Source organism: Pseudomonas sp. Z003-0.4C(8344-21), from assembly GCF_900104975.1.
Lineage (GTDB): Bacteria > Pseudomonadota > Gammaproteobacteria > Pseudomonadales > Pseudomonadaceae > Aquipseudomonas > Aquipseudomonas granadensis.
The window spans coordinates 3,128,342-3,147,685 of the sequence record NZ_LT629756.1 but is presented as its reverse complement, the minus strand read 5'-3'; the positions used below and the strand labels follow the sequence as shown (position 1 = coordinate 3,147,685).

The following is a 19,344-nucleotide window of genomic DNA, read 5'->3' as shown; positions in this document are numbered from 1 at the left end:
AGCTCCAGAATGATTATTGGAGGGAACAACAGCGTACGGACGACTTGCCCAGCGATTAACCATGGCGCAGCGGTCGCCTGTCAACCCTTCGCTGATTCAACGATGGCGCGCGCGGGTGCGTGGCAGATTTATACGCGCTGAGTGCGGTATCCATGTACCGCCAATGCGTCGAGTTGCGTACCTATTCTCGGGTCTCTGCCCATGGCGTCCGTTCAGAGCTCCGATAATGCCCAGCCCCACCGCACCGCTTCTGTTTCCCGATATTCTCGATTCCCCTGGTGTGCACGCCAAACTCGGCAAAACCCACGGTTTGAACAGCAAGGATTTCAGTTGGCTTGCCCACGTGCAATTGGCGACTCACGCCCTGCGCCAGCAGCAGACTCCGCCCATGCACGCCGAACGCATTTTGCTCAACGCCGACAAGCAGCAGCCCGTGCCGCTGACTGGCAGCTTTATTCTCGGTGCCGGGCCGGATGACGGCGGCGTGTTCCTCTATACCCCTTATGACGGCCTGAAAAAGTACAGCGACGACGACGCACTGACCAAAGCCTTGCAAGCGCGCCTCGACAACGCGGACGAAAACGATGATCTGTTGGCCTTCATCAGCCTCTCCTTGCGCAAGGAACTGGTCGAGAAGCGCGATATCACGGTTACTCGCGAAACGATCAGCGGCGATGTATTTGAGGATCAGCAGTCAGCGATCGAGACCGCGCAGAATGCCTGCGCTCGCGATGTACTGGACGAGCTGAAGCGTCTGCCTTCGCTGACAACGCTGCTGGACAAGATTCTCGACGAGCTGCTGACACCGCATTTCGCCGGCCTGCAGCAGTCGCAGACCCGCGTCAGCCTGTATCCAGCCGGCGGCGCGGGTGCCGACGATCGCCGGCAGCAGCTGGATTCGCTGTCATTGAGTGAAGCGCTACTGGTGTACTTTCGCCGCCAGGGCTGGCCGCGCGGGCAGTCGGCCAAGTTTACTCATCCGGCCCGTACCGGCGGCGACGGCGACCAGAAGGCTTGGGCGAATGCGCTGAAATCAGCTTCGGGAAAACTCGTCATGCTGTTGTTTCGACAGCTTGAGGCTTACTGGAACGCCGCGTCCTTCGAAGGTTCGCCCAGGCGCACCTTCTTGCGCCAGACCCTGAAGGATCAAGCGCGTGCGCAACTGATGAGCAAGCGCGAAACCAGCATCATCAGCGCCGGGGAGTTCGATGCCCTGCACAGTTTGATCCGCGAGCCGAACACGGCTGTACGGCGGCCGACTTTCGAAACGGTGTGTTTGCGCAAGGACGCCGCCTCGGTCGAGCTGGCCGGCTCGCTGATGGTCAACCACGACAAGGCCTACCTCTACACCCCGACCCAGGGTCTGCAAGTACTCGAGGACTACGCCGATCTCAAACAGACGCTGACCGCCAAACTCGATGCAAAAGGTCATGAAGACGAGCTTTATGGCCTGATGAACCTGGAGGAACGCAACCGCTATCTGGGCTTCGTCGACCCGCAGGTGACCGGCGAGCATATCGGTGGCGACATCATTGCGACGCTGCTTGAAGCGATCCTGACCAAGCAACGTCAGAACGTCGAATTCGCCATGCAGCGTTTGCGCCAGGGTGAACATTCAACCGATATCCATGCCTTGTTCGACAAGGCCCTGGATATTCGCGCGATGCTTCATGAGCGCCTGCTCAAGCTTGAGGTCAATGAGCGTTGGAGTACTCGACCACTGTTTTCCAGCACACCGCCCTCCTCTGTGGTCCAGACCGACAAGGCGGCGCAACTGGCGTTCAAGCTCGAGCGAGAACTGGAAAATCTCAGCAGCAATTTCCGCGATCAGCCAACCGGCAACGACGCCGAGCAAGGGCGGTTTCTGCGAGACATTCTCTGGAAACTGGCGAAGGCGTTCGAAGACGGCCTCCGCGCCGAGGCCTACATCAACCAGCTCAGCGGTGCGTGGCGGGCAGCCGAACGGGGCATCGTCGATACCGTGTTCGACGCCAGACACCCGACCCGCATGGAGCGTCGATCGCTCAACGGTTTTCGCCCGGATGCCTGGTCGCTTACCCTCACCGGCCCCGGTGACGCTGGCACGCTGGCGCTCGCCAACTGTGTTCTGTTGACTGAACGCGGTGGTCTGGATATCGCGCATTCCGGGCGCGCGATTCTGTGGACTCCAGCGATCGGCCTGGAGACGTTCGACGATATCGCCATTGCCCAACAAACGTTGCAGCGCCGCCTGGACGATAAAGACCAGTGCCAGGCGCTGCTGGAAAATCTGCCAACGGCGCAACAACGGCTGGACGAGTCTTTCACCCTCGCCAGCTTCCAGTTGATTGACGGTAGTGTGGCCGGTGACCGCATGGATTCGGCCATCGGAATTTTCCTCGACCATTGCCAGACATTGCGTCAGTGCATCGAGGACAAGGCCGCGCTCAAACGCTTCCTCGAACAAATGAAAAATTCCGTGATCAACACCAACCTTGGTCGCGCCATTGAGCTGGCCAAAGCCCTTGCCCGTCAGCTTGATTATCCCGACTGGTTACAAATGGCGCCCGGCGCGGAACAGCGCACGCACCTTGCGCTGCTCGATCAATTGCGCAGCAGCTTTGTTGATGGCAAGGATTTTCTCGACGATGTGCCGGAGTTGCGCACGCATGTCGAGCAAACATTGCAAACGCTGCTCGACAGCCGATTTCCAGGCAATGGGCTCAAACCCGAGGACATCCAGATCACGCCGAATCTGACGCTCGCCGGCCCGGCCTGCAATCTGCTCGATTTTGCCCTGCATCATTTCAACGTCGTGCAGGGCACTGGTTTCAAGGTCGCCTCGCTGACCGTCACGCCCCTGCCAGAGAAATTGGATCAGACCGCAGTCCAGCAACTGCTGCAATCGCTGGAGATCACCACCACCTACGTGCGCAAAGTCAGCGCAGCGCTGTCAGGGGAAACCCCGTCTGCACGCACCAGCAAGGAACGCTTTCTGCGCCAGCTCCCCTGGCACCTGATGCAGCACGCGCATTCGATGAAGCTGCAACAGCAACTGTCGGACACCGGCTACGACTTGATCTGCCAGGTGCTGGATATGCCCGATGCGCTCGCACGCGCCACCGTGGCGCTGGCCCACGCCACTGTGAGCCCGCTTTCATTGATCAAGACCAGCGGCGCCGCTGCCGCCCACACACTCGGGCTGTATGTGATCGGCCCCGGCACAGGGCAAACAGGGCCGTGCATGCTTTACGCACCGTATTCGCGGTTTGTCTTTCGCGAGTTCGAAGATGAGGCGCAGTTGATCAACGCATTGAACACGCCCGGACAGTTCCAGGATCTGATGATTCGCCGCCTGCCATCAGAACAACAGGCGGTCTTCAAAAATCTGCTGCAAACCACGCTAGGCAACAGCAGTGAAATGACTCTGCAGAGCACACCCATCAGCGGCAATCTGCTCGAGCGTCTGCACAAGGACACACTCAGCCTGTTGCCACGCTTGCTCGGTTGCCAGGCGCAAATCGACGCGCAATCCGATTGGGAAGCAGCAAAGTCCTTGTTCAGTCGTGGTGTGCATCTGGTTCCCCATGTGTTGTCCGGCAAACTCGCCTCGTTGTTCTTTCTTTGGAAGAGCTACAACGACTTCGAAGATTCGGCCGAAAACCTGCAGCAGCACCGTTGGTCGAACGCCTTGAAAAGCTTCATCACCGGAGCGATATCGCTGTTCAGTCTTGGTCAGCTGTCATGGGAGGACGAGGCGAAGGAAACCATCGAGGAGTTTGCCGCCGAGACGCAGCTCCCCGTGGGGCCGGTGACCAAAACTCCTGGCCAAACCACGAAGATAGCCGCACCGCTGTGGAACAAAGTCCCGCCCGTCAGATCCTCTCGGCTGCATTTGCAGTCGTATGAAACCAGCACTGCGCTGGAAGACCTCACGCTCGAAGCCAGCAAACTGGTGTACGGCGATGCTGACGGCTCGCAAAAATACGCGGCGATTGCCGGCAAGGTCTATCAAGTCAGTCAATCTGAAAAAACCTGGTACCTGCACCACAAGGAAGACGGACAAGGGCCCGAGCTTGAGCAAAACAACCAGCGGCTGATCCTCGCCAAGCCCCGCAAGTCCGGTCGTCGTTGCCGTTCAAAGCAGCGCAACCGCATGCAAATCGAAGTCGAACGCAGCCGCTCGTATGTCATGCACATCCAGGCCAAAGGAATGGCGCAAATCAACAAGCGCTATCCGGCGCGCGCCTTCGTCATCCAGCAAGCGGTCGCTCGCGCACGCACCTATGCGCTCAATTGTCTGCATAACTTCGTGATAAATCGAGCAAATCCGGGTGGAACCCGACTAAAGCGCGTACTCAGGGAGATCTTCGAGGTCTCGCAGGTAACCCCGTCGCTGCTGGGTAAAATTGCAAAGGTGATCATCCCGCTTTGCCGCGAACTGACCGATCCGAAAGATGACTTGCTTTACACTGAGCGTTTTTTCGCCGGTTTGAATGTGCAACCAGATAACACGGTTGCCTTCGTTTTCAATGAGGACACACGCAGGATTATCCATCTGACCGAGCTGTTCTTTAATCCGGACATGGATGCCTATACGCCTTGTTTGCCTGCGCGATTCAACGTGGACTCGCACGCCCGCGCGGTAACGTTGATTCATGAACTGTCGCACTTGCTGTTCAAAACCGAGGACTTCGGTTCGGTCGAAGCAATCGCGCCATTTCCGGACCTGATCAATACCACCACCGCCATCGGCCAATCGCTCAAAGCCAGTACGGACCGCTTGCGCAGCACCTTTTCCCGCTCGACGGCGCCCGAGAAGTTGTTCCTGGATACCGATGACAACGGGATAGAGGTCGATCTGGATAAATTGCCCAAGCGGGTCGAGGTGCTGAAAAAACTCCTCGCCCTGACGAACACCAAAACTCTCGCCGATGCACGCAAGGCCTTTCGTGACCCCGTCTCCGCCGAAGCCAGGATTGACGTTATGCTCGCCAACGCTGACTCGATCGCTTGGCTGATCAGCGAAATGGGCCGGCAACTCGACCCATTGCCGACGGCGATCCCGTTACCGGCGCCAACCTCAAGCCAGACCGAAAACGCGGCGCTGGCGTAACGAGATACAAAAATGCGCAGGTTAAAAACCTGCGCATTTTGATTGAAGCATTGATTATTTGTGACGGCGAAGATCAGTCTTTCTGATCGCGCAACACGTTGCCCGAGGCGCCGTCGATGCGGAACTCGTAGACAACGCCGTCCGCCTTGCGCCCTTCCCCTTCCCAGTAACCGTCGTTGTCGGCGCCGATCTCGTAGACCTCGACATAACCCGCTTTGGTCTTGGCGATCTCGATGGCTTTTTCGATGGTGATCCAGCCTGCCCCCGGCTTGTCGGCCAGCGCAGCACCCGCGCTGAACAACGCGGCAGTGGCAATCAAGGCAGCGAATGTGTTTTTGATCATTTTTTCACTCCATTTATGGATAGTGGTCATTGGCGTCCTGTTTTTTGGGTGCCTGAGCGAAAAATAAGTTCCACTTTGATGGGTAAATGCCATGACTGCAGTTCTCGGCCACTTCCCCAGAAGGTTAGAATGTGCGAAATCAGGACGAGTCCATGACCCAAGACACCCTCTCGGAAGCCGAATACGATGCGATCACCGATGCCGCCGCGCATTGGTGCATGCGCGTGCATGCCGCTGACTGCACGGCCGAAGAGCAGCGCGCCTTCCAGCAATGGCATGACGCGCACCCGCTGCATGCCTTCGAATACCAGGCCATGCTGGAAATCTGGGACGTGGCCGGAGACCTTCCGCGCGCGGAAGCTGCGCCGGTCAAGCCTGTAGCGAAATCTTCACGCCCGTGGCGCCAATTCGCGATTGCCGCAGGTGTCTGTGCACTTGCGTTGCCGCTGGCGGCGTATTCGGGCTGGAATCTGGGCTGGCTGCCCGACAGCTATCAGCACTTCGCCGCCACTGACGAGATCCGCCAGGTCACCCTCAGCGACGGCAGTCAGCTGGAACTGAACCTGAACACCGATCTGACTTTCAGCAATTACAAGGACGAGCGGCGCGTCACCCTCAAGCAGGGTGAGGCGTTCTTTACCGTCAGCCACGATGTGTCGCACCCGTTTGTGGTGCGTGCAGGCGAAGGCGAGGTTCGCGTCACCGGCACGCGCTTCAATGTCTGGATGTATCAGGATCAGGTGCGCGTGAATCTCGTTGAAGGTTCGGTGCTGGTGACCAGCAATCGCTCATTGCCAGGCGACGGCTTGCGACTTGGTCCGTCGATGCAGGCGCGTTACCAGCACGGCGATTACATGCCGCAGATCAGCCAGACCTACGCCAGCGACACCTCGTTGACCTGGCGCGATGGCAAACTGGTGCTGGACAATCTCGCGTTGAGCGAAGCATTGCCACTGATCAACCGCTATCTGAACAAGCCGCTGGAACTGGCTGATACGCGAACCGGTTCCATTCGCGTCGGTGGTATTTACAACATCAAAGCGCTGAACAACTTGCCCGACAGCCTGCCCAAAGTGCTGCCCGTCTACCTGACGCGCAACAAGGAAGGCAATCCGGTGATCAACTCGATACCGCAACAACCGCCGAAAAGCTGAAGGCCGCGTCCCTTGCGGGATGCGGCCTCCATTTGCAGCACTTCACATTGCGGATTACTGAGCGGCCACCTTCCCTGCCTTGTCCAGTGTCTCGCGAACGGTCTGCACCTGATATTGCGGGTCTGCCTGGATCTGCTGTTCAGTGAACGGCAACACGCTCCACTGTTTCTTCGAAAACGCTTCAGTCTGATCCTGCGAGTACTTGGACGCCGGGTCGCTCGACAGCGAGAACGCCAACAGCCCTTGAGCGTGCGGCCCCTTGTCATCGAAGCTCACCACTTGCAGATAGCTGGTGCCGCTCACCACTTCGAGCTTGCCGTCCTCGCGCGGCACGCTTTGCATCGCGTTGTAGATGCCCAGCGTACCCGGCCCGCCATGAATCGGCGTTTGCCGCCCACCACTGCTGACGACCTGGATATCACCCCAGCGGGTTTTCGCGTCGAGGCCCATTTTCGTGCTCATCTTCAGCGACGCCAGCATCGCCTCGCGCAGAGCCTTGGCCACTGCTGGCTGTTCGACCGCCAGACCGCGCGGCGTCTGTAGCGGATCCTTCGGATCGAAGCCGACGCGCCACACATCCGGCATGGCCTGCAGCGTCTGCATGATGTTCTGGAAGTGCACCAGCCCCACGCCGGAGTCCAGATTCGCCCGGCCGTCCCAAGCCTTGAGGCTCGCGCACACCGGTTTCACTGCCTGCGCGTCGGCGCCAAGGTCAGCGCTACAGAACTTGAGCAGATCCGGCATGACCTGAGTCGCCAGATACACCTGGTCATCCATCACCATCTGCTGCAGATCCTTGATTGCCAACGGCCCCTTGTTCAGCTTGCCCAGGCGATCAAGGGCGAAACGCGAACGCAAGCCCAACGGTTGACCGTCCTGGCTGATCAGCGGCGAAAAACCGCTGAGCGGGTGCGCTGGATTGGCCAGCCAGGCCGAATCGTTGGAATGTTGAACGAAGTCCTTGCGCAGCAGTTGCGGCAACTGGCTGGCCGCGTAGATACCCTGCTGCGCCGCTTGCGGATCGATGTCCCAGGCGCAGGCGCTGCTGGAACCGTCGAGCACGATCATCTGCGTACCGATGCGCGGGTCGCTGCACTTGGCCAGTTTCTCGGCGTTGACGTTGGGCACTACCGACAGATTCATGTACAGCGTCTGGCCCTGGTCATCGACGGCCAGCGTATTGACCCAAGGGATGCCCTGAATGTCGTGCACCGAATCCTGCAACTGCTGCAGCGTCGAGGCCTGATTCATCGCATACCATTGTTTCAGTACGCGATCATTGTCGAGGTTGGCATCGCGCAAGCTATAGGCGTATTGATTGTCCCAATCCAGCTTGCCCGGCCACTGCACGACCGGCCCGAACAGTGAGCTGTAGACCTCCTTGGCAACCGGCACGACCTGGCCGTCGGCCTGTTTGACCTGCACGGTCACGGTCTGCTTGTGCATAGGCACCGACTGGCCATCAAGCAGATAACGCGTCGGATCCTTTGGGTCGAGTTGCAGACGGTACAGCGTGAAGTGTTTCGACGAGTCGACCGTGTGCGTCCAGGCCAGATGCTGGTTAAAACCAATGTTGATCATCGGCAGCCCCGGCAACGCCGCGCCCATGACGTCGAGCTTGCCGGGAATGGTCAGGTGCATTTGATAAAAACGCATGCCGCCGACCCACGGGAAATGCGGGTTGGCCAACAGCATCCCGCGGCCGTTGAACGAACGCTCACTGCCCACGGCCACGGCGTTACTGCCGCGATCCAGGGCGAAACGCTGCTGACGGGCTTCGGCCAGGCGATAAGCCTGCGCGTCCTGGCGAATGTCAGCCGTCGCTTGCGGCGCGGTGGCACCCGCCAGGGCTTCGGCAAACTGCCCGACCCCGCCCTCGACCAACAGCCGCCGGGTGAGCTTGACCAGATCCTGCGCGGCGATATCCCGCACCCATTCACCCTGACACTGCTGCGGCAAGCCCTGCTTGCGACGTTCGGCCAGATAGCGGTTGTAGCCGGCCGCATAACCTTCGACCAGATCACGCACAGGCCCCGGTTGCGCCTGCCAGAATCGCTCAACCGCCTGCGGCGTATTCAGCCAGGTGAAAAACACATCGCTGACCCGATTTTCCCGCTGCTCGACCGTGAACTGATCCGGCCCGAAATACTTCGAACGCTGACCGTTGACCGTAACGATCTCATTGGCCAGCAGACATAGATTGTCCTGCGCATACGCATAACCGATCCCGAACCCGAGCCCACGCTCGTCCTGCGCACGAATATGCGGCACACCAAAAGCGGTCCGGCGGATATCCGCACTTGCCTCAGCGGCCGGGCTCAACGCATGGGCTGAACAACTCAACCCCAGCAACACGCCAGCCAACGTCAGCCCGGTTAACTGTCTGGAAATAATCACGCTCGCTCCTGATCGACATGCCAAAGAGCGGATCAGCACCGTACGCAAAACACCGCACAAAGAAGACCCGCCCTGCAAATACCCACGCGCCCACGCGCAATGAGCCTTTTCGAAGAAACGAAGCAGGAGGAGAAAATTTAAGCGACCAACATCAAAAGCCCCTCATCGGAACGCCGCCCGCCTAACCCTCTCCCGGAGGGTGAGGGAATTGACTGTGATGGATGCGAGAGCTACGCCGACATGGAATACCGCGTCGAACTCAAGTCTTGAAAATCAACAGCCCCTCACCCTAGCCCTCTCCCGGAGGGAGAGGGGACTGACCGCGGTGGATGCGAGTGCTTCGCCGACGTGAATTACCGAGTCGTACGCAGTTCCCGAACAGCCCACAAATCGGCTCCCTCTCCAAGGGGAGAGGGCTGGGCGGGCGGCGTTCCGATGAGGGGCGAATACACCGCAAATCCCAAGCCGAACAACCGCTTCTAACCACTCAACAATGAGCGCCAGCTCGAGTGCTTTTGATCTCGCCTAACCGGCGACATCGGAAGGCTGAGTGGAGGGATCGATCCGGGCGTGGGAGCGCAGCGACCGTCTGGCGAAGCCAGACACAGCGGAAGTAGGTGCAGCGAAGCAAACCGTAGCCGCTGCGCCCGGATCGATCCCGCAGCGAAGGGACCCGAGCCTGCGAGGGCCGAACGTAGGAGCAAGCGTTTTTTTGCTTACTTTTTTTAGGCGTTTGTAAAAAAAGTGAGTCGCCGTAAGGGCGAAACCTTAAGTAGCCGTTACCGCAGCAACGGATATATACCCAGAACAAAAAACCAGCGCCTGACAGAAAGCCATCGCCAGCAGGCTGGCTCCCACAGTTCCAACCGAGTACATCAACAAGAGCCTGGTCGGCCCAGAGGCCGCCACGCTCCCAAAAAAATCACAACAAAAAAACACCGAGCCAACAAATTTTCCACATCTTTTCTTTCATGATTCGTCGCGCTGATACGTCTAGTTCAGAGACAACGAAAAAAACCCATTCCCGATCAGGCCCTGAAAAGGAGTAAGCGCATGTACAACTCGCAACTACCAACGGACGGTAGCCAGGCCCCCAAAGGAATCTCCATGAGCCCAAACGCGAGCGAATTCGGCCAACGCGGCGAGCGACACGGCAACGAACGCATCCGGTTGCTGTTGAAAAGCTTCGGCCTGCGCACCAGCCTTATCCGTCTGAAAGTCATCGACGCCCTGCTGGTCGCAGCACAACACGAGCGCAGACTGGGCGTGCGCGGTGTCCACAGTCAATTGCTGGACCTGGATATTCCGCTGTCCTTTCTCAGTGTGCGCGAAGTGCTCAAACGCCTGTGCAGCGAAGGGGTGATCGTCTTCAATGAAGACAAGAGCTACAGCCTGCATCCACAGGCTGCGTCGGTTCTCAAGCACGATTGAAGTGAGCGGCGATCGCCGTCAAGGCTTGACCTTGCGGCGCATCACGCCATTGATCACCACGACGACCACCGCTACAGCGATCGCGACAAACTGGAAGGTCTTCTCGGTAATCGTCCCGGCGTTCTGCAGCCACGACAGGCCGAGCATGATCGCCAGGACCGACAAGGCGATCACAATCGAATAAATCAAGCGTTGCTTCTGAGTCATTGCAGCTTCCTGAAACTTTTAAAATGTATCCGTTTGCATGCCATGCACATACCGATCGATTGCAATGCATTAGCTGTAACCGGGGTCTCATGTTACAGCCGCGCAGGCGTTTTGGCTTGCTGGCGGTGTTACCTCTGAGGATTTTTCAAATGCGGCATCGTATCACCTGGCTGATCCCCGTCCTGGCCCTGCTCACCCTGAGTGGCTGCATCATCTTCCCCCACGGGCATGGCGACTCGATTGCAGTCTGTTGGAACAGCTACGCCAACTGCCGCGGCAATGGATGATTTCGATCAGACTCAGGCTCGCCAGCGATTTTGCCAGCGCCACCGAGAGCCTGGCGGCGATGGGTTTCATTTTCACCAGGATTGCCCCGAATGAACGTCCGCTCGAGCGTTGAGCGGGCCAGCGCAGGCGCTTTCTATGCCTTGGCTTTGACGCCCTGATCGACCGGCTTGGCGACGTTGCCTTCGCCGTAAGTCTTGAGGTTCTGCAAGACGTAAATGGCTTTCTTGAATTCAGGAATCAGGTTTTTACCGTAAGCATTGCCATTCAGACCGTTGGTCTGGATTGCATCGAGTTGGGTGGCAAAATATTCCAGCGCATTGAATTTGACGTCGACGTCCTTGGTCACGCCGAAACGGTCGAACTTGTCGCCCGCGTTCATCAAGGTGAAGGAAGTGATTTCCGAGATCAGCCCGCGGCTGCGCAGCATCTCGCTCAGATTGCCCATTTGCTTGACCGAAACATTCGCCGGATCAAAGCCCTTGATGGCTTTGCGCAAGCCCTGCTTGTCCATCTCGGCGGTATTGATCGCGTTGGGATCGTTGCCGACCAGGGTGAGCATTTGCTGCACCTTGACGCTCTGGGCCACTTGTTTCTTGGCGCCGGTGTCGCGAACCATCACCCCTGCCTTGCTTTCCCAGCCGCCGACAATACCGATTGTCATGAAATGTCTCCCTGCGAAATGACCATGAAATGTCCGTTGAAGATGTTCAATGGGCGCGAGTATCGGCGGGCGTACTGATGGCACCAACCTCTTTCTGCACTTTTTTACAATTCTCGTACATTCACGATACAAAAGCCAAAATCCGCACAAGCCTTGTGCCAGAGCGGTCATCACACTGTCATGTCGAGGGGATTTTCGCACCGACCCAATGGCTGATCCGCCTCCCTGTATCCAGCTTGATACCAACCAGTCATCGGCGTCGCGATTATTAGCACGCGTGTACCTAAAGCTTCGCCCGAGAACGACGATACGCTTTCGATAGCCGCACCTTTGCGTCCCCGCCCCCAAACAAGAAACGCTGCTCAAGGACCGGTCTCCATGCCCGCATTCCGCACCATTCAGGCTCGCTATACGCTGTTTCTGGTTCTGTTCATCCTGCTGCTGTCAGTGTTGACGGTGGTCGGCATCAGCCAACTGGTCGCCCCGAAACTGCGCGAAACCGAAGAACAGGTGGTGCTCAACCGTATCGCCGAAGTCGCCGAGCAGATACAGGGCGAACTGAACAAGGTGCAGGCGCAACAACGCAGCATCACCCAGACCATTCCGTTGCTCGACAGCGCTGCCATCGATACCGTGCTGCCGGGACTTGTCGATCAGTACGGCGAGTTGAAGGTGTTTGGTGGCGGGATCTGGCCGCTGCCGGGCCAGCGCGAAGCCGGGCGCAACAAGTTCAGTACGTTCTGGCACCGCGACGCCTCGGGCAAGCTCGCCGTCAACACGTTCTGGAACAGCGACGCCGCCCCCAACTATTACGACCAGAGCTGGCACAAGGGCGGCATGGCCACACCCCGCGGCCAGTGCGCCTGGGCGGCGGCCTATAAAGATGATGCCAGCGCCGAGCCACGCACCAACTGCGCCATGGCGATTTACAAAAACGGCAGCGCCTGGGGCGTGTCGACGATTGACGTAACCCTGGGCTTCTTCAACGATCTGGTGGCGCGCAAGGAAAAAGACCTCAACGCCGAAATGCTCATTGTCGAGGCTGACGGCAAGATCATCAGTAACAGTTCGCGCATCAATGGTCCGATCGTGCTGAAGAACATCAGCGAACTGGCCGCGACCTCGACCTTCGCCGCTCAGGTGAAAACCGGCTTGCAGAACCGCGACCAGGCGCAGCGCAGCGAGTTCGATAACAACGGTGAAGACAGCACGTTCTTCATGCGCCCGATCGAAGGCACGCCGTGGTTCCTCGCCACCGCCCTGCCGACGCAGATGCTTACCGCCCAGCGTGACGACGTGCTCAGCACCTTGAGCATGCTGCAGATTCCGCTGGTGATTCTGCTGGTGTTGTTGCAGGTCTATGCGATTCGCCAGTTGGTGCAACGCATGAAAGCATTGAAAGCCAATATCGACCTGCTCTCCAGCGGTGATGCCGACCTGACACGACGCATCACCATTCGCGCCGAAGACGAACTGGGCGCCATCGGTCATTCGGTCAACACGTTTATCGCCTACCTGCAAAACATGATCAGCGAAGTGACCCAGGCCACCGGCGCCATGGCCTCCAGCCTCGACGACCTGCAACGCACCTCGGCGCATACCGGCCAGATCCTGCTGCGCCACGCCTCGGAAACCGATCAGACGGTCACCGCCATCACCGAAATGAGTTCGACCGCCGAAAGCGTGGCGCAGAACGCTGCCGAAACTGCGGCGTTCACTCAACGCGCCAACGAGAACGCCGATCGCTCGCGTGTGGTGGTCGGCGAAGCCACCAACAGCGTCGTTGCGCTGATCGACGAAGTGGCGAGTGCCACGCACAAGGTTGAAAACATGCAGCAGGACGCCCAGCGCATCACCGAAATTCTCGGCGTGATCGGCGCGATTGCCGGGCAGACCAACCTGCTCGCACTCAACGCCGCCATCGAGGCCGCACGTGCTGGTGAACAGGGTCGCGGTTTTGCCGTGGTGGCCGATGAGGTCCGCGCCCTCGCCGCTCGTACCCAGGCGAGTACGTCGGAAATCAACGAAATGCTGACGCGCCTGACGCAGGGCGTGAGTTCGTCGGTCAGCGCCATGGAAAACACCCAGGCCAGTTGCCAGTCTGCCGCTGACGCCACGGCACGGGTCAACTCGGGGCTGGACGAAATGGCCGGCTCGGTCAGCCATATCAACAGCCTCAGCACTCAGATCGCCACGGCTGCCGAACAGCAAAGCGCCGTCACCGAAGAGATCAACCGCAGCATGGTGCAGATTCGTCACATGGTCGACGAACTGGTGCAGAGCGGCCAGACCAGCGAACTCAACACCCGCCAGTTGCTGGAAGCCAACAGCCGGGTCAGCGCGATCATGGGGCGGTTCAAAGTCCGCTGATCTTCCAGACCTGGGCGCTCACATCACTTGAAACACGACCTGCAGGAGTGAGCCTGCTCGCGATAGCGCAATGTCAGCAAACACACATTGCCTGACACCGCCATTGCGAGCAGGCTCACTCCTACAGGGTTTTGCCTGTGTGTTTTGCAACAACCGGAAACACTGCGTTGATGCTGAACAGCGAAAACCGGGCAAAATGCGTTCTTTCCGATCGCTACCCGAGCCGAGAACCGTCATGCGAACTCACCTGCGTCTGCTCGCCCTGAGCGCCCTGTTCATTTCCTCTCTCGCCCAGGCCGCCGACCCGATCCCGATCGAAGTCCACCGCGACGCCAACTGCGGTTGCTGCAAAAAATGGATCAGCCACCTCGAAGCCAACGGTTTCAAGGTCGACGATCACGTCGAAAGCGACATGAGCAGCTTCAAGCAACAGCACGGCGTGCCGCCCCGTCTGGCTTCGTGCCACACCGCAATCATCAACGGCAAGTTCGTCGAAGGTCATGTCCCGGCTGAACAGGTGCTGGCCCTGAGCAAGCGCGACGACCTGCTCGGTGTGGCTGCGCCGGGCATGCCGATGGGTTCGCCGGGCATGGAAATGGACGGCATGAGCGATGCCTGGCAAGTGATCGGCCTGACAAAGGACGGCGCTGATGTCGTCGTGGCGGATTACCCGGCACATTGATCGGCGCCGCTTACGCCGGGCTGTTCCTTGCTGCGTTCGGCGCCGCAACGCTGCTGCCCCTGCAATCGGAAGCGCTGCTGGTCGGTTTGATCGTCAGCGAGCATTACTGGCTGTGGGGGCTGCTCGCCGTGGCGACGCTGGGCAATGTGTTGGGGTCGCTGGTCAACTGGTGGCTGGGACGAGGGCTTGAACGCTTTCAGGACCGGCGCTGGTTTCCGGTCAGTCCGCAGCACATGGCCAAAGCCCAAAAGCACTATCAGCGCTTCGGTCACTGGTCGCTGCTGTTCAGTTGGCTGCCCGTTGTCGGCGATCCGCTGACGCTGATCGCCGGGGTCATGCGCGAACCGCTCGGGCGCTTCCTGCTGATCGTGACCCTCGCCAAAGGTGCCCGTTATTGCGTGCTGGCCATGCTGACGCTGGGCTGGCTCGGTTGAACCATTGGCCGCGATCATTGCCTGTTTTTAACGTCGCCATAATCTGGCCGTTCGAGCATCGGCCCATTTCAAACGGAGTTTGACCTTATGCCTGTCTCGTTTTCCCGCTGGCTGCCCGGCCTGCTTCTTTGCGCTGCCCTGCCCTTGTCCGCTCACGCTGCCACACCCGCCGCCGCCGAAGGCCCGGCCTACGGCCCAGAGCTGCAAGGCTTCGATTACCCCTACACGCTGAAACACTTCGCCTTTGAATCCCAGGGCAAATCGCTGCAGATGGGTTACATGGACGTCGCCGCCAACGGCAAGGCCAACGGGCGCACCGTGGTGCTGATGCACGGCAAGAATTTCTGCGCGGCGACCTGGGACAGTTCGATCAAGGCGTTGAGCGAGGCCGGTTACCGGGTGATTGCGCCAGATCAGATCGGCTTCTGTACCTCCAGCAAACCCGATCACTACCAATACACCTTCCAGCAACTGGCGACCAACACGCAGCAGTTGCTCAAAGCGTTGGGTATCCAGAAAGCCACGCTGCTTGGCCACTCTACCGGCGGCATGCTCGCTACCCGTTATGCCTTGCAGTACCCCGAGCAGGTCGAACAGCTGGCGATGGTCAATCCGATCGGCCTGGAAGACTGGAAAGCCCTCGGCGTGCCGTATCGCACTGTCGATCAGTGGTATCAGCGCGAACTGAAAGTCAGCGCCCAGGGCATTCGCGACTATGAACGCACCACCTATTACGACGGCCGCTGGAAGCCGGAATTCGACCGTTGGGTCGACATGCTCGCCGGGCTGAGCAAAGGCCCGGGCAAGACTCAGGTCGCGTGGAACTCGGCGCTGATCTACGACATGATCTTCACCCAGCCGGTGTATTACGAGTTCAAGGATCTGAAGATGCCGACGCTGTTGCTGATCGGTACCTCAGACACCACCGCGATCGGCAAGGACATCGCACCGCCCGAAGTCAAAGCGAAGATCGGCCACTACGACGTGCTCGGCAAACAAGTCGCCAAACTGATCCCGCAATCGACACTGGTGGAGTTTCCCGGCATGGGCCATGCACCGCAAATGGAAGAGCCGGCTCAGTTCCACAAGGCCCTGCTCGGCTGGCTGAACACATTCAATCCCGTTCGTTGATAAGGTAAGGCTGATGGCGGTGCAGATTGCAGTGATCGACGACTGGCAGGACGTGGCCCGCGACGTGGTCGACTGGTCAGTCCTCGAGAGCATCGGTGAATTGACCTTCGTGCATGACTACCCGGCGGACAACGCCACCCTGGCCGAACGTCTGGGCCGCTATCAGGTGATCTGCGTGATGCGTGAACGCACACGTTTCGACGAGGACCTGCTCAAGCGCTTGCCGGCGCTCGAGCTGCTGGTCACCGGCGGCATGCGTAACGCAGCACTGGACATGCCGGCGGCAGCAAAACTCGGGATCAAGGTCTGCGGCACCGACAGTTACAAGCACGCCGCGCCCGAATTGACCTGGGCGCTGATCATGGCCGCCACACGCAATCTGCTCAGCGAAGCCAACGCCTTGCGCAACGGCCAGTGGCAGCAAGGGCTGGGCGGCGATCTGCATGGCAAGACTTTGGGCATTCTCGGTCTGGGCAGCATCGGCCAGCGCGTGGCGCAGTTCGGTCAGGTGTTTGGCATGCGGGTGATTGCCTGGAGCGAAAACCTCACTGCCGAGCGCGCCGCACAGGCCGGAGTGACTTACGTCAGCAAGCAGCAGCTGTTCGAGCAGGCCGATGTGCTGTCGGTGCACCTGGTGCTCAGCGAGCGCAGCCGCGGCCTGGTCGACGCGCAGGCGCTGGGCTGCATGAAACCGACCGCGTTGCTGGTCAACACCGCGCGCGGGCCGATCGTCGACCAAGCGGCGCTGATCAAGGCTTTGCAGAAACAGCACATTGCCGGGGCAGCGCTGGATGTCTTCGACGAGGAACCGCTGCCGGCGCTGCACCCGTTTCGCACACTCGATAACGTGCTGGCGACGCCGCATGTGGGCTATGTCAGTCGGCAGAACTATGCGCAGTTCTTTACGCAGATGATCGAGGATATTCAGGCCTGGGCTGCGGGGGAGCCGATTCGCCTGCTTAATTGAATCCATCGCAAATCAAGCGGTGTAGCGGCAATCGCTATCGCGAGCAGGCTCACTCCTACATTTTGGAATGCGTACCTTTTAGGAGTGAGCCTGCTCGCGATAGCGTCCTGATAGCCACTACCAACCCCCGCACCACAACAGTGCAACCGCCCTCCCCGCTAGCACAAAATCGTGACCGCCCGGTCACCGTTTTGGCTCTCCGTCGCCGAAAAACCTGCCCTTCGTCGGTGCGTTTGCTCCGATCCAGCAATATTTTCTTACGCACAAACCGATTGTCGAACAATTTACCCATTTGCTCTGGCCCGCTCTAGGATCTGGCCTAGACTCATTTTCGCAGGGTGAAACCGCCCGGTCACATCGTCGAAAAAAAGTCGAAACTTTTGCATCCAGCGTCGGGTCATCAAGAAGACAGAGCCAAAACGACTGGTGCAATCCTTGCAATGGCTTCACCACCCATTCTGCTTGCGCGTGTTGGGTAGCGTTTGCTCACCGATGCGTGGCGCGTTTGCGCCCGGTCACAGGACGTGGCTCTGAACTTCGTTTGTACGAGACAAGAACAGATCAACACTACGGGAGATACATATGATCAGTGCGGCATTGGATATTCAGGGAGAGCGTGCTCACCAGGTGATTGGCGACTCGAGCACCGTCAGCGTTCCCGGCAGCCGATCGATCAACGTTCCCGGCACCAGGACGCTGACTCCGGTCGCGAGCAAGAACCCCAACAAGAAAAAAGTCCTGTTCGTCACCTCGGAAATCGCCGATCTGGTGAAGACCGGTGGCCTGGGCGACGTTTCCGCCGCCCTGCCGCGCGCCATGGCACATTTGCACGATGTGCGCGTGCTGATTCCCGGTTATCCGCAAGTGATGCACAGCGAAAACCCGATTCACATCATCGGCGAACTCGGTGGCCATGCCGCGCTGCCACCGTGCAAGATCGGGCGCATGGACATGCCCGACGGTCTGGTGATTTACGTGTTGATCTGTCCCGAACTGTACGAGCGTGAAGGTGGCCCTTATGGCGCCAACAACGGCCGCGACTGGCCAGACAACCATATTCGTTTCGCCCGCCTGGGGCTGGCCGCTGCCGATATCGCCGCCAACCTCGCGCAGATTCACTGGTGCCCGGACCTCGTCCACGCCCACGACTGGCCAGCAGGCCTCGCCCCGGCCTACATGCACTGGCGCGGGCAGCGTACGCCGACGCTGTTCACCATTCATAACCTCGCGTACCAAGGCGTGACCAGCCTCGGTTCCTGCCCGGAGCTGGGTATTCCTGCCCACGCGCTGCAGCAGGAAGGCATGGAATTCTACGGCAAGATGTCGTTCCTCAAGGCCGGCATGGCCTATTCCAGCCACATCACCACGGTCAGCGCCACCTACGCGCAGGAAATCACCACCCCGGATTTCGGCTGCGGCCTCGACGGTTTCCTCGCCGCCAAGACCCAGCAAGGCTTGCTCAGTGGCATCCCTAACGGCATTGATGAAAGCTGGGATTCGGCCACCGACCCGCACCTGTTCGCGCCATTCGCCATCGGCGACTGGGAAGGCAAAGCGGTCAACGCCGCCCATGTTCGCGAGCTGTTCGGCCTCAACGACTCGACCGGCCCGCTGTTCGCCGTGGTCTCGCGTCTGGTCTATCAGAAAGGTCTGGACCTGACTGAAGCGGTCTCCGAATTCATCGTGCAGAACGGTGGCCAGATCGCAATCATCGGCCGTGGCGAGCCGGAAGAAGAACAGGCCATGCGTGAGCTGGCGTTGCGCTTCCCCGGGCAGATCGGCGTACGCATCGGCTTCAACGAGACTGACGCGCGGCGCATGTTCGCTGGCAGCGATTTCCTGTTGATGCCTTCGCGTTACGAGCCTTGTGGCCTGAGCCAGATGTACGCGCAGCGCTTCGGTTCGTTGCCGGTGGCGCGCAATACCGGCGGTCTGGCCGACACCATTGAGAACGGCGTGACCGGCTTCCTCTTCGATGAATCCACCGTCGACAGCTACAAGGAAGCCCTGAGCCGCGCGTTCAAGGTCTTTGCCTTCCCCGAGCTGCTCAATGCCATGCGTTGCCGGGCCATGGCGGCGCCATTCAACTGGAGCAAAGCGGTCGAACCGTACGCCGAACTCTACGAAAAACTGGTGGCCAAGGCATTGGGTAAAGCCAGCCACAAATAATCAGGGAGGTTTCAA

Annotated in this window: 13 protein-coding genes and 2 pseudogenes; 11 read left to right on the top strand and 4 right to left on the bottom strand. The window is 59.3% G+C overall.

Features of this window, described 5'->3' with window-relative positions; translation table 11 throughout:
• The first annotated feature begins 226 nt into the window (after positions 1–226).
• Complete coding sequence (locus BLU24_RS14395) at positions 227–5,095, top strand: dermonecrotic toxin domain-containing protein (RefSeq protein WP_093101348.1); 4,869 nt, start codon at positions 227–229, stop codon at positions 5,093–5,095.
• 73 nt (positions 5,096–5,168) lie between these two features.
• Here the strand turns inward: BLU24_RS14395 and BLU24_RS14390 are convergent, their stop codons facing one another.
• The gene (locus tag BLU24_RS14390) at positions 5,169–5,438 is read right to left on the bottom strand and encodes a PepSY domain-containing protein (protein WP_093101346.1); all 270 of its coding nucleotides are present in this window, start codon (positions 5,436–5,438) and stop codon (positions 5,169–5,171) included.
• Between the two features lie 152 nt (positions 5,439–5,590).
• On the opposite strand from BLU24_RS14390, the gene BLU24_RS14385 reads away from it, so the two are divergent.
• The gene (locus BLU24_RS14385) at positions 5,591–6,592 is read left to right on the top strand and encodes a FecR family protein (RefSeq protein WP_093101344.1); all 1,002 of its coding nucleotides are present in this window, start codon (positions 5,591–5,593) and stop codon (positions 6,590–6,592) included.
• Positions 6,593–6,646: 54 nt separating this feature from the next.
• On the opposite strand, the gene pvdQ is transcribed toward BLU24_RS14385, so the two are convergent.
• Positions 6,647–8,989, bottom strand: a complete 2,343-nt coding sequence (gene pvdQ / locus BLU24_RS14380; protein ID WP_093101342.1) for a bifunctional acylase PvdQ — start codon at positions 8,987–8,989, stop codon at positions 6,647–6,649.
• A gap of 1,053 nt (positions 8,990–10,042) precedes the next feature.
• Here pvdQ and BLU24_RS14375 point away from each other — a divergent pair.
• Positions 10,043–10,420 carry a fe2+ zn2+ uptake regulation protein gene (locus BLU24_RS14375; protein ID WP_090283701.1) on the top strand — a complete coding sequence of 126 codons (378 nt, stop codon included), beginning with the start codon at positions 10,043–10,045 and terminating at the stop codon, positions 10,418–10,420.
• 18 nt (positions 10,421–10,438) lie between these two features.
• Here the strand turns inward: BLU24_RS14375 and BLU24_RS14370 are convergent, their stop codons facing one another.
• On the bottom strand, positions 10,439–10,627 hold the full coding sequence (locus BLU24_RS14370; protein ID WP_093101340.1) for a hypothetical protein: 189 nt from the start codon (positions 10,625–10,627) through the stop codon (positions 10,439–10,441).
• A gap of 149 nt (positions 10,628–10,776) precedes the next feature.
• Between BLU24_RS14370 and BLU24_RS27790 the strand changes: the two genes are divergently transcribed.
• Positions 10,777–10,914 (top strand): hypothetical protein, encoded by a 138-nt coding sequence (locus BLU24_RS27790; protein WP_172833272.1) that lies wholly within the window; start codon positions 10,777–10,779, stop codon positions 10,912–10,914.
• A 134-nt stretch (positions 10,915–11,048) separates the two neighbouring features.
• Here the strand turns inward: BLU24_RS27790 and BLU24_RS14365 are convergent, their stop codons facing one another.
• Positions 11,049–11,576: a hypothetical protein gene (locus BLU24_RS14365; RefSeq protein ID WP_090283705.1), complete on the bottom strand. Its 528-nt coding sequence runs from the start codon at positions 11,574–11,576 to the stop codon at positions 11,049–11,051.
• 378 nt (positions 11,577–11,954) lie between these two features.
• On the opposite strand from BLU24_RS14365, the pseudogene BLU24_RS28255 reads away from it, so the two are divergent.
• From BLU24_RS28255 to glgA, 7 genes and pseudogenes are all read left to right on the top strand, one after another.
• Positions 11,955–13,037: pseudogene (locus BLU24_RS28255) on the top strand (cache domain-containing protein); the annotation flags it as partial.
• A gap of 381 nt (positions 13,038–13,418) precedes the next feature.
• A pseudogene (locus tag BLU24_RS28250) lies at positions 13,419–13,946 on the top strand (methyl-accepting chemotaxis protein); the annotation flags it as partial.
• 235 nt (positions 13,947–14,181) lie between these two features.
• On the top strand, positions 14,182–14,628 hold the full coding sequence (locus tag BLU24_RS14355; RefSeq protein ID WP_093101336.1) for a DUF411 domain-containing protein: 447 nt from the start codon (positions 14,182–14,184) through the stop codon (positions 14,626–14,628).
• A complete protein-coding gene (locus BLU24_RS14350; protein ID WP_093106684.1) occupies positions 14,628–15,062 on the top strand; it encodes a YqaA family protein in 435 nt (144 codons plus the stop codon). The genes BLU24_RS14355 and BLU24_RS14350 overlap by 1 nt, the downstream gene beginning before the upstream one ends.
• An 87-nt stretch (positions 15,063–15,149) precedes the next feature.
• Entirely contained in the window at positions 15,150–16,193 is a 1,044-nt protein-coding gene (locus BLU24_RS14345; protein WP_093101334.1) for an alpha/beta fold hydrolase, read from the top strand.
• A gap of 13 nt (positions 16,194–16,206) precedes the next feature.
• Positions 16,207–17,160, top strand: a complete 954-nt coding sequence (locus BLU24_RS14340) for a D-2-hydroxyacid dehydrogenase family protein (protein WP_093101332.1) — start codon at positions 16,207–16,209, stop codon at positions 17,158–17,160.
• 582 nt (positions 17,161–17,742) lie between these two features.
• The gene (gene glgA / locus BLU24_RS14335) at positions 17,743–19,329 is read left to right on the top strand and encodes a glycogen synthase GlgA (protein WP_093101330.1); all 1,587 of its coding nucleotides are present in this window, start codon (positions 17,743–17,745) and stop codon (positions 19,327–19,329) included.
• The last annotated feature ends 15 nt before the right edge of the window (positions 19,330–19,344 follow it).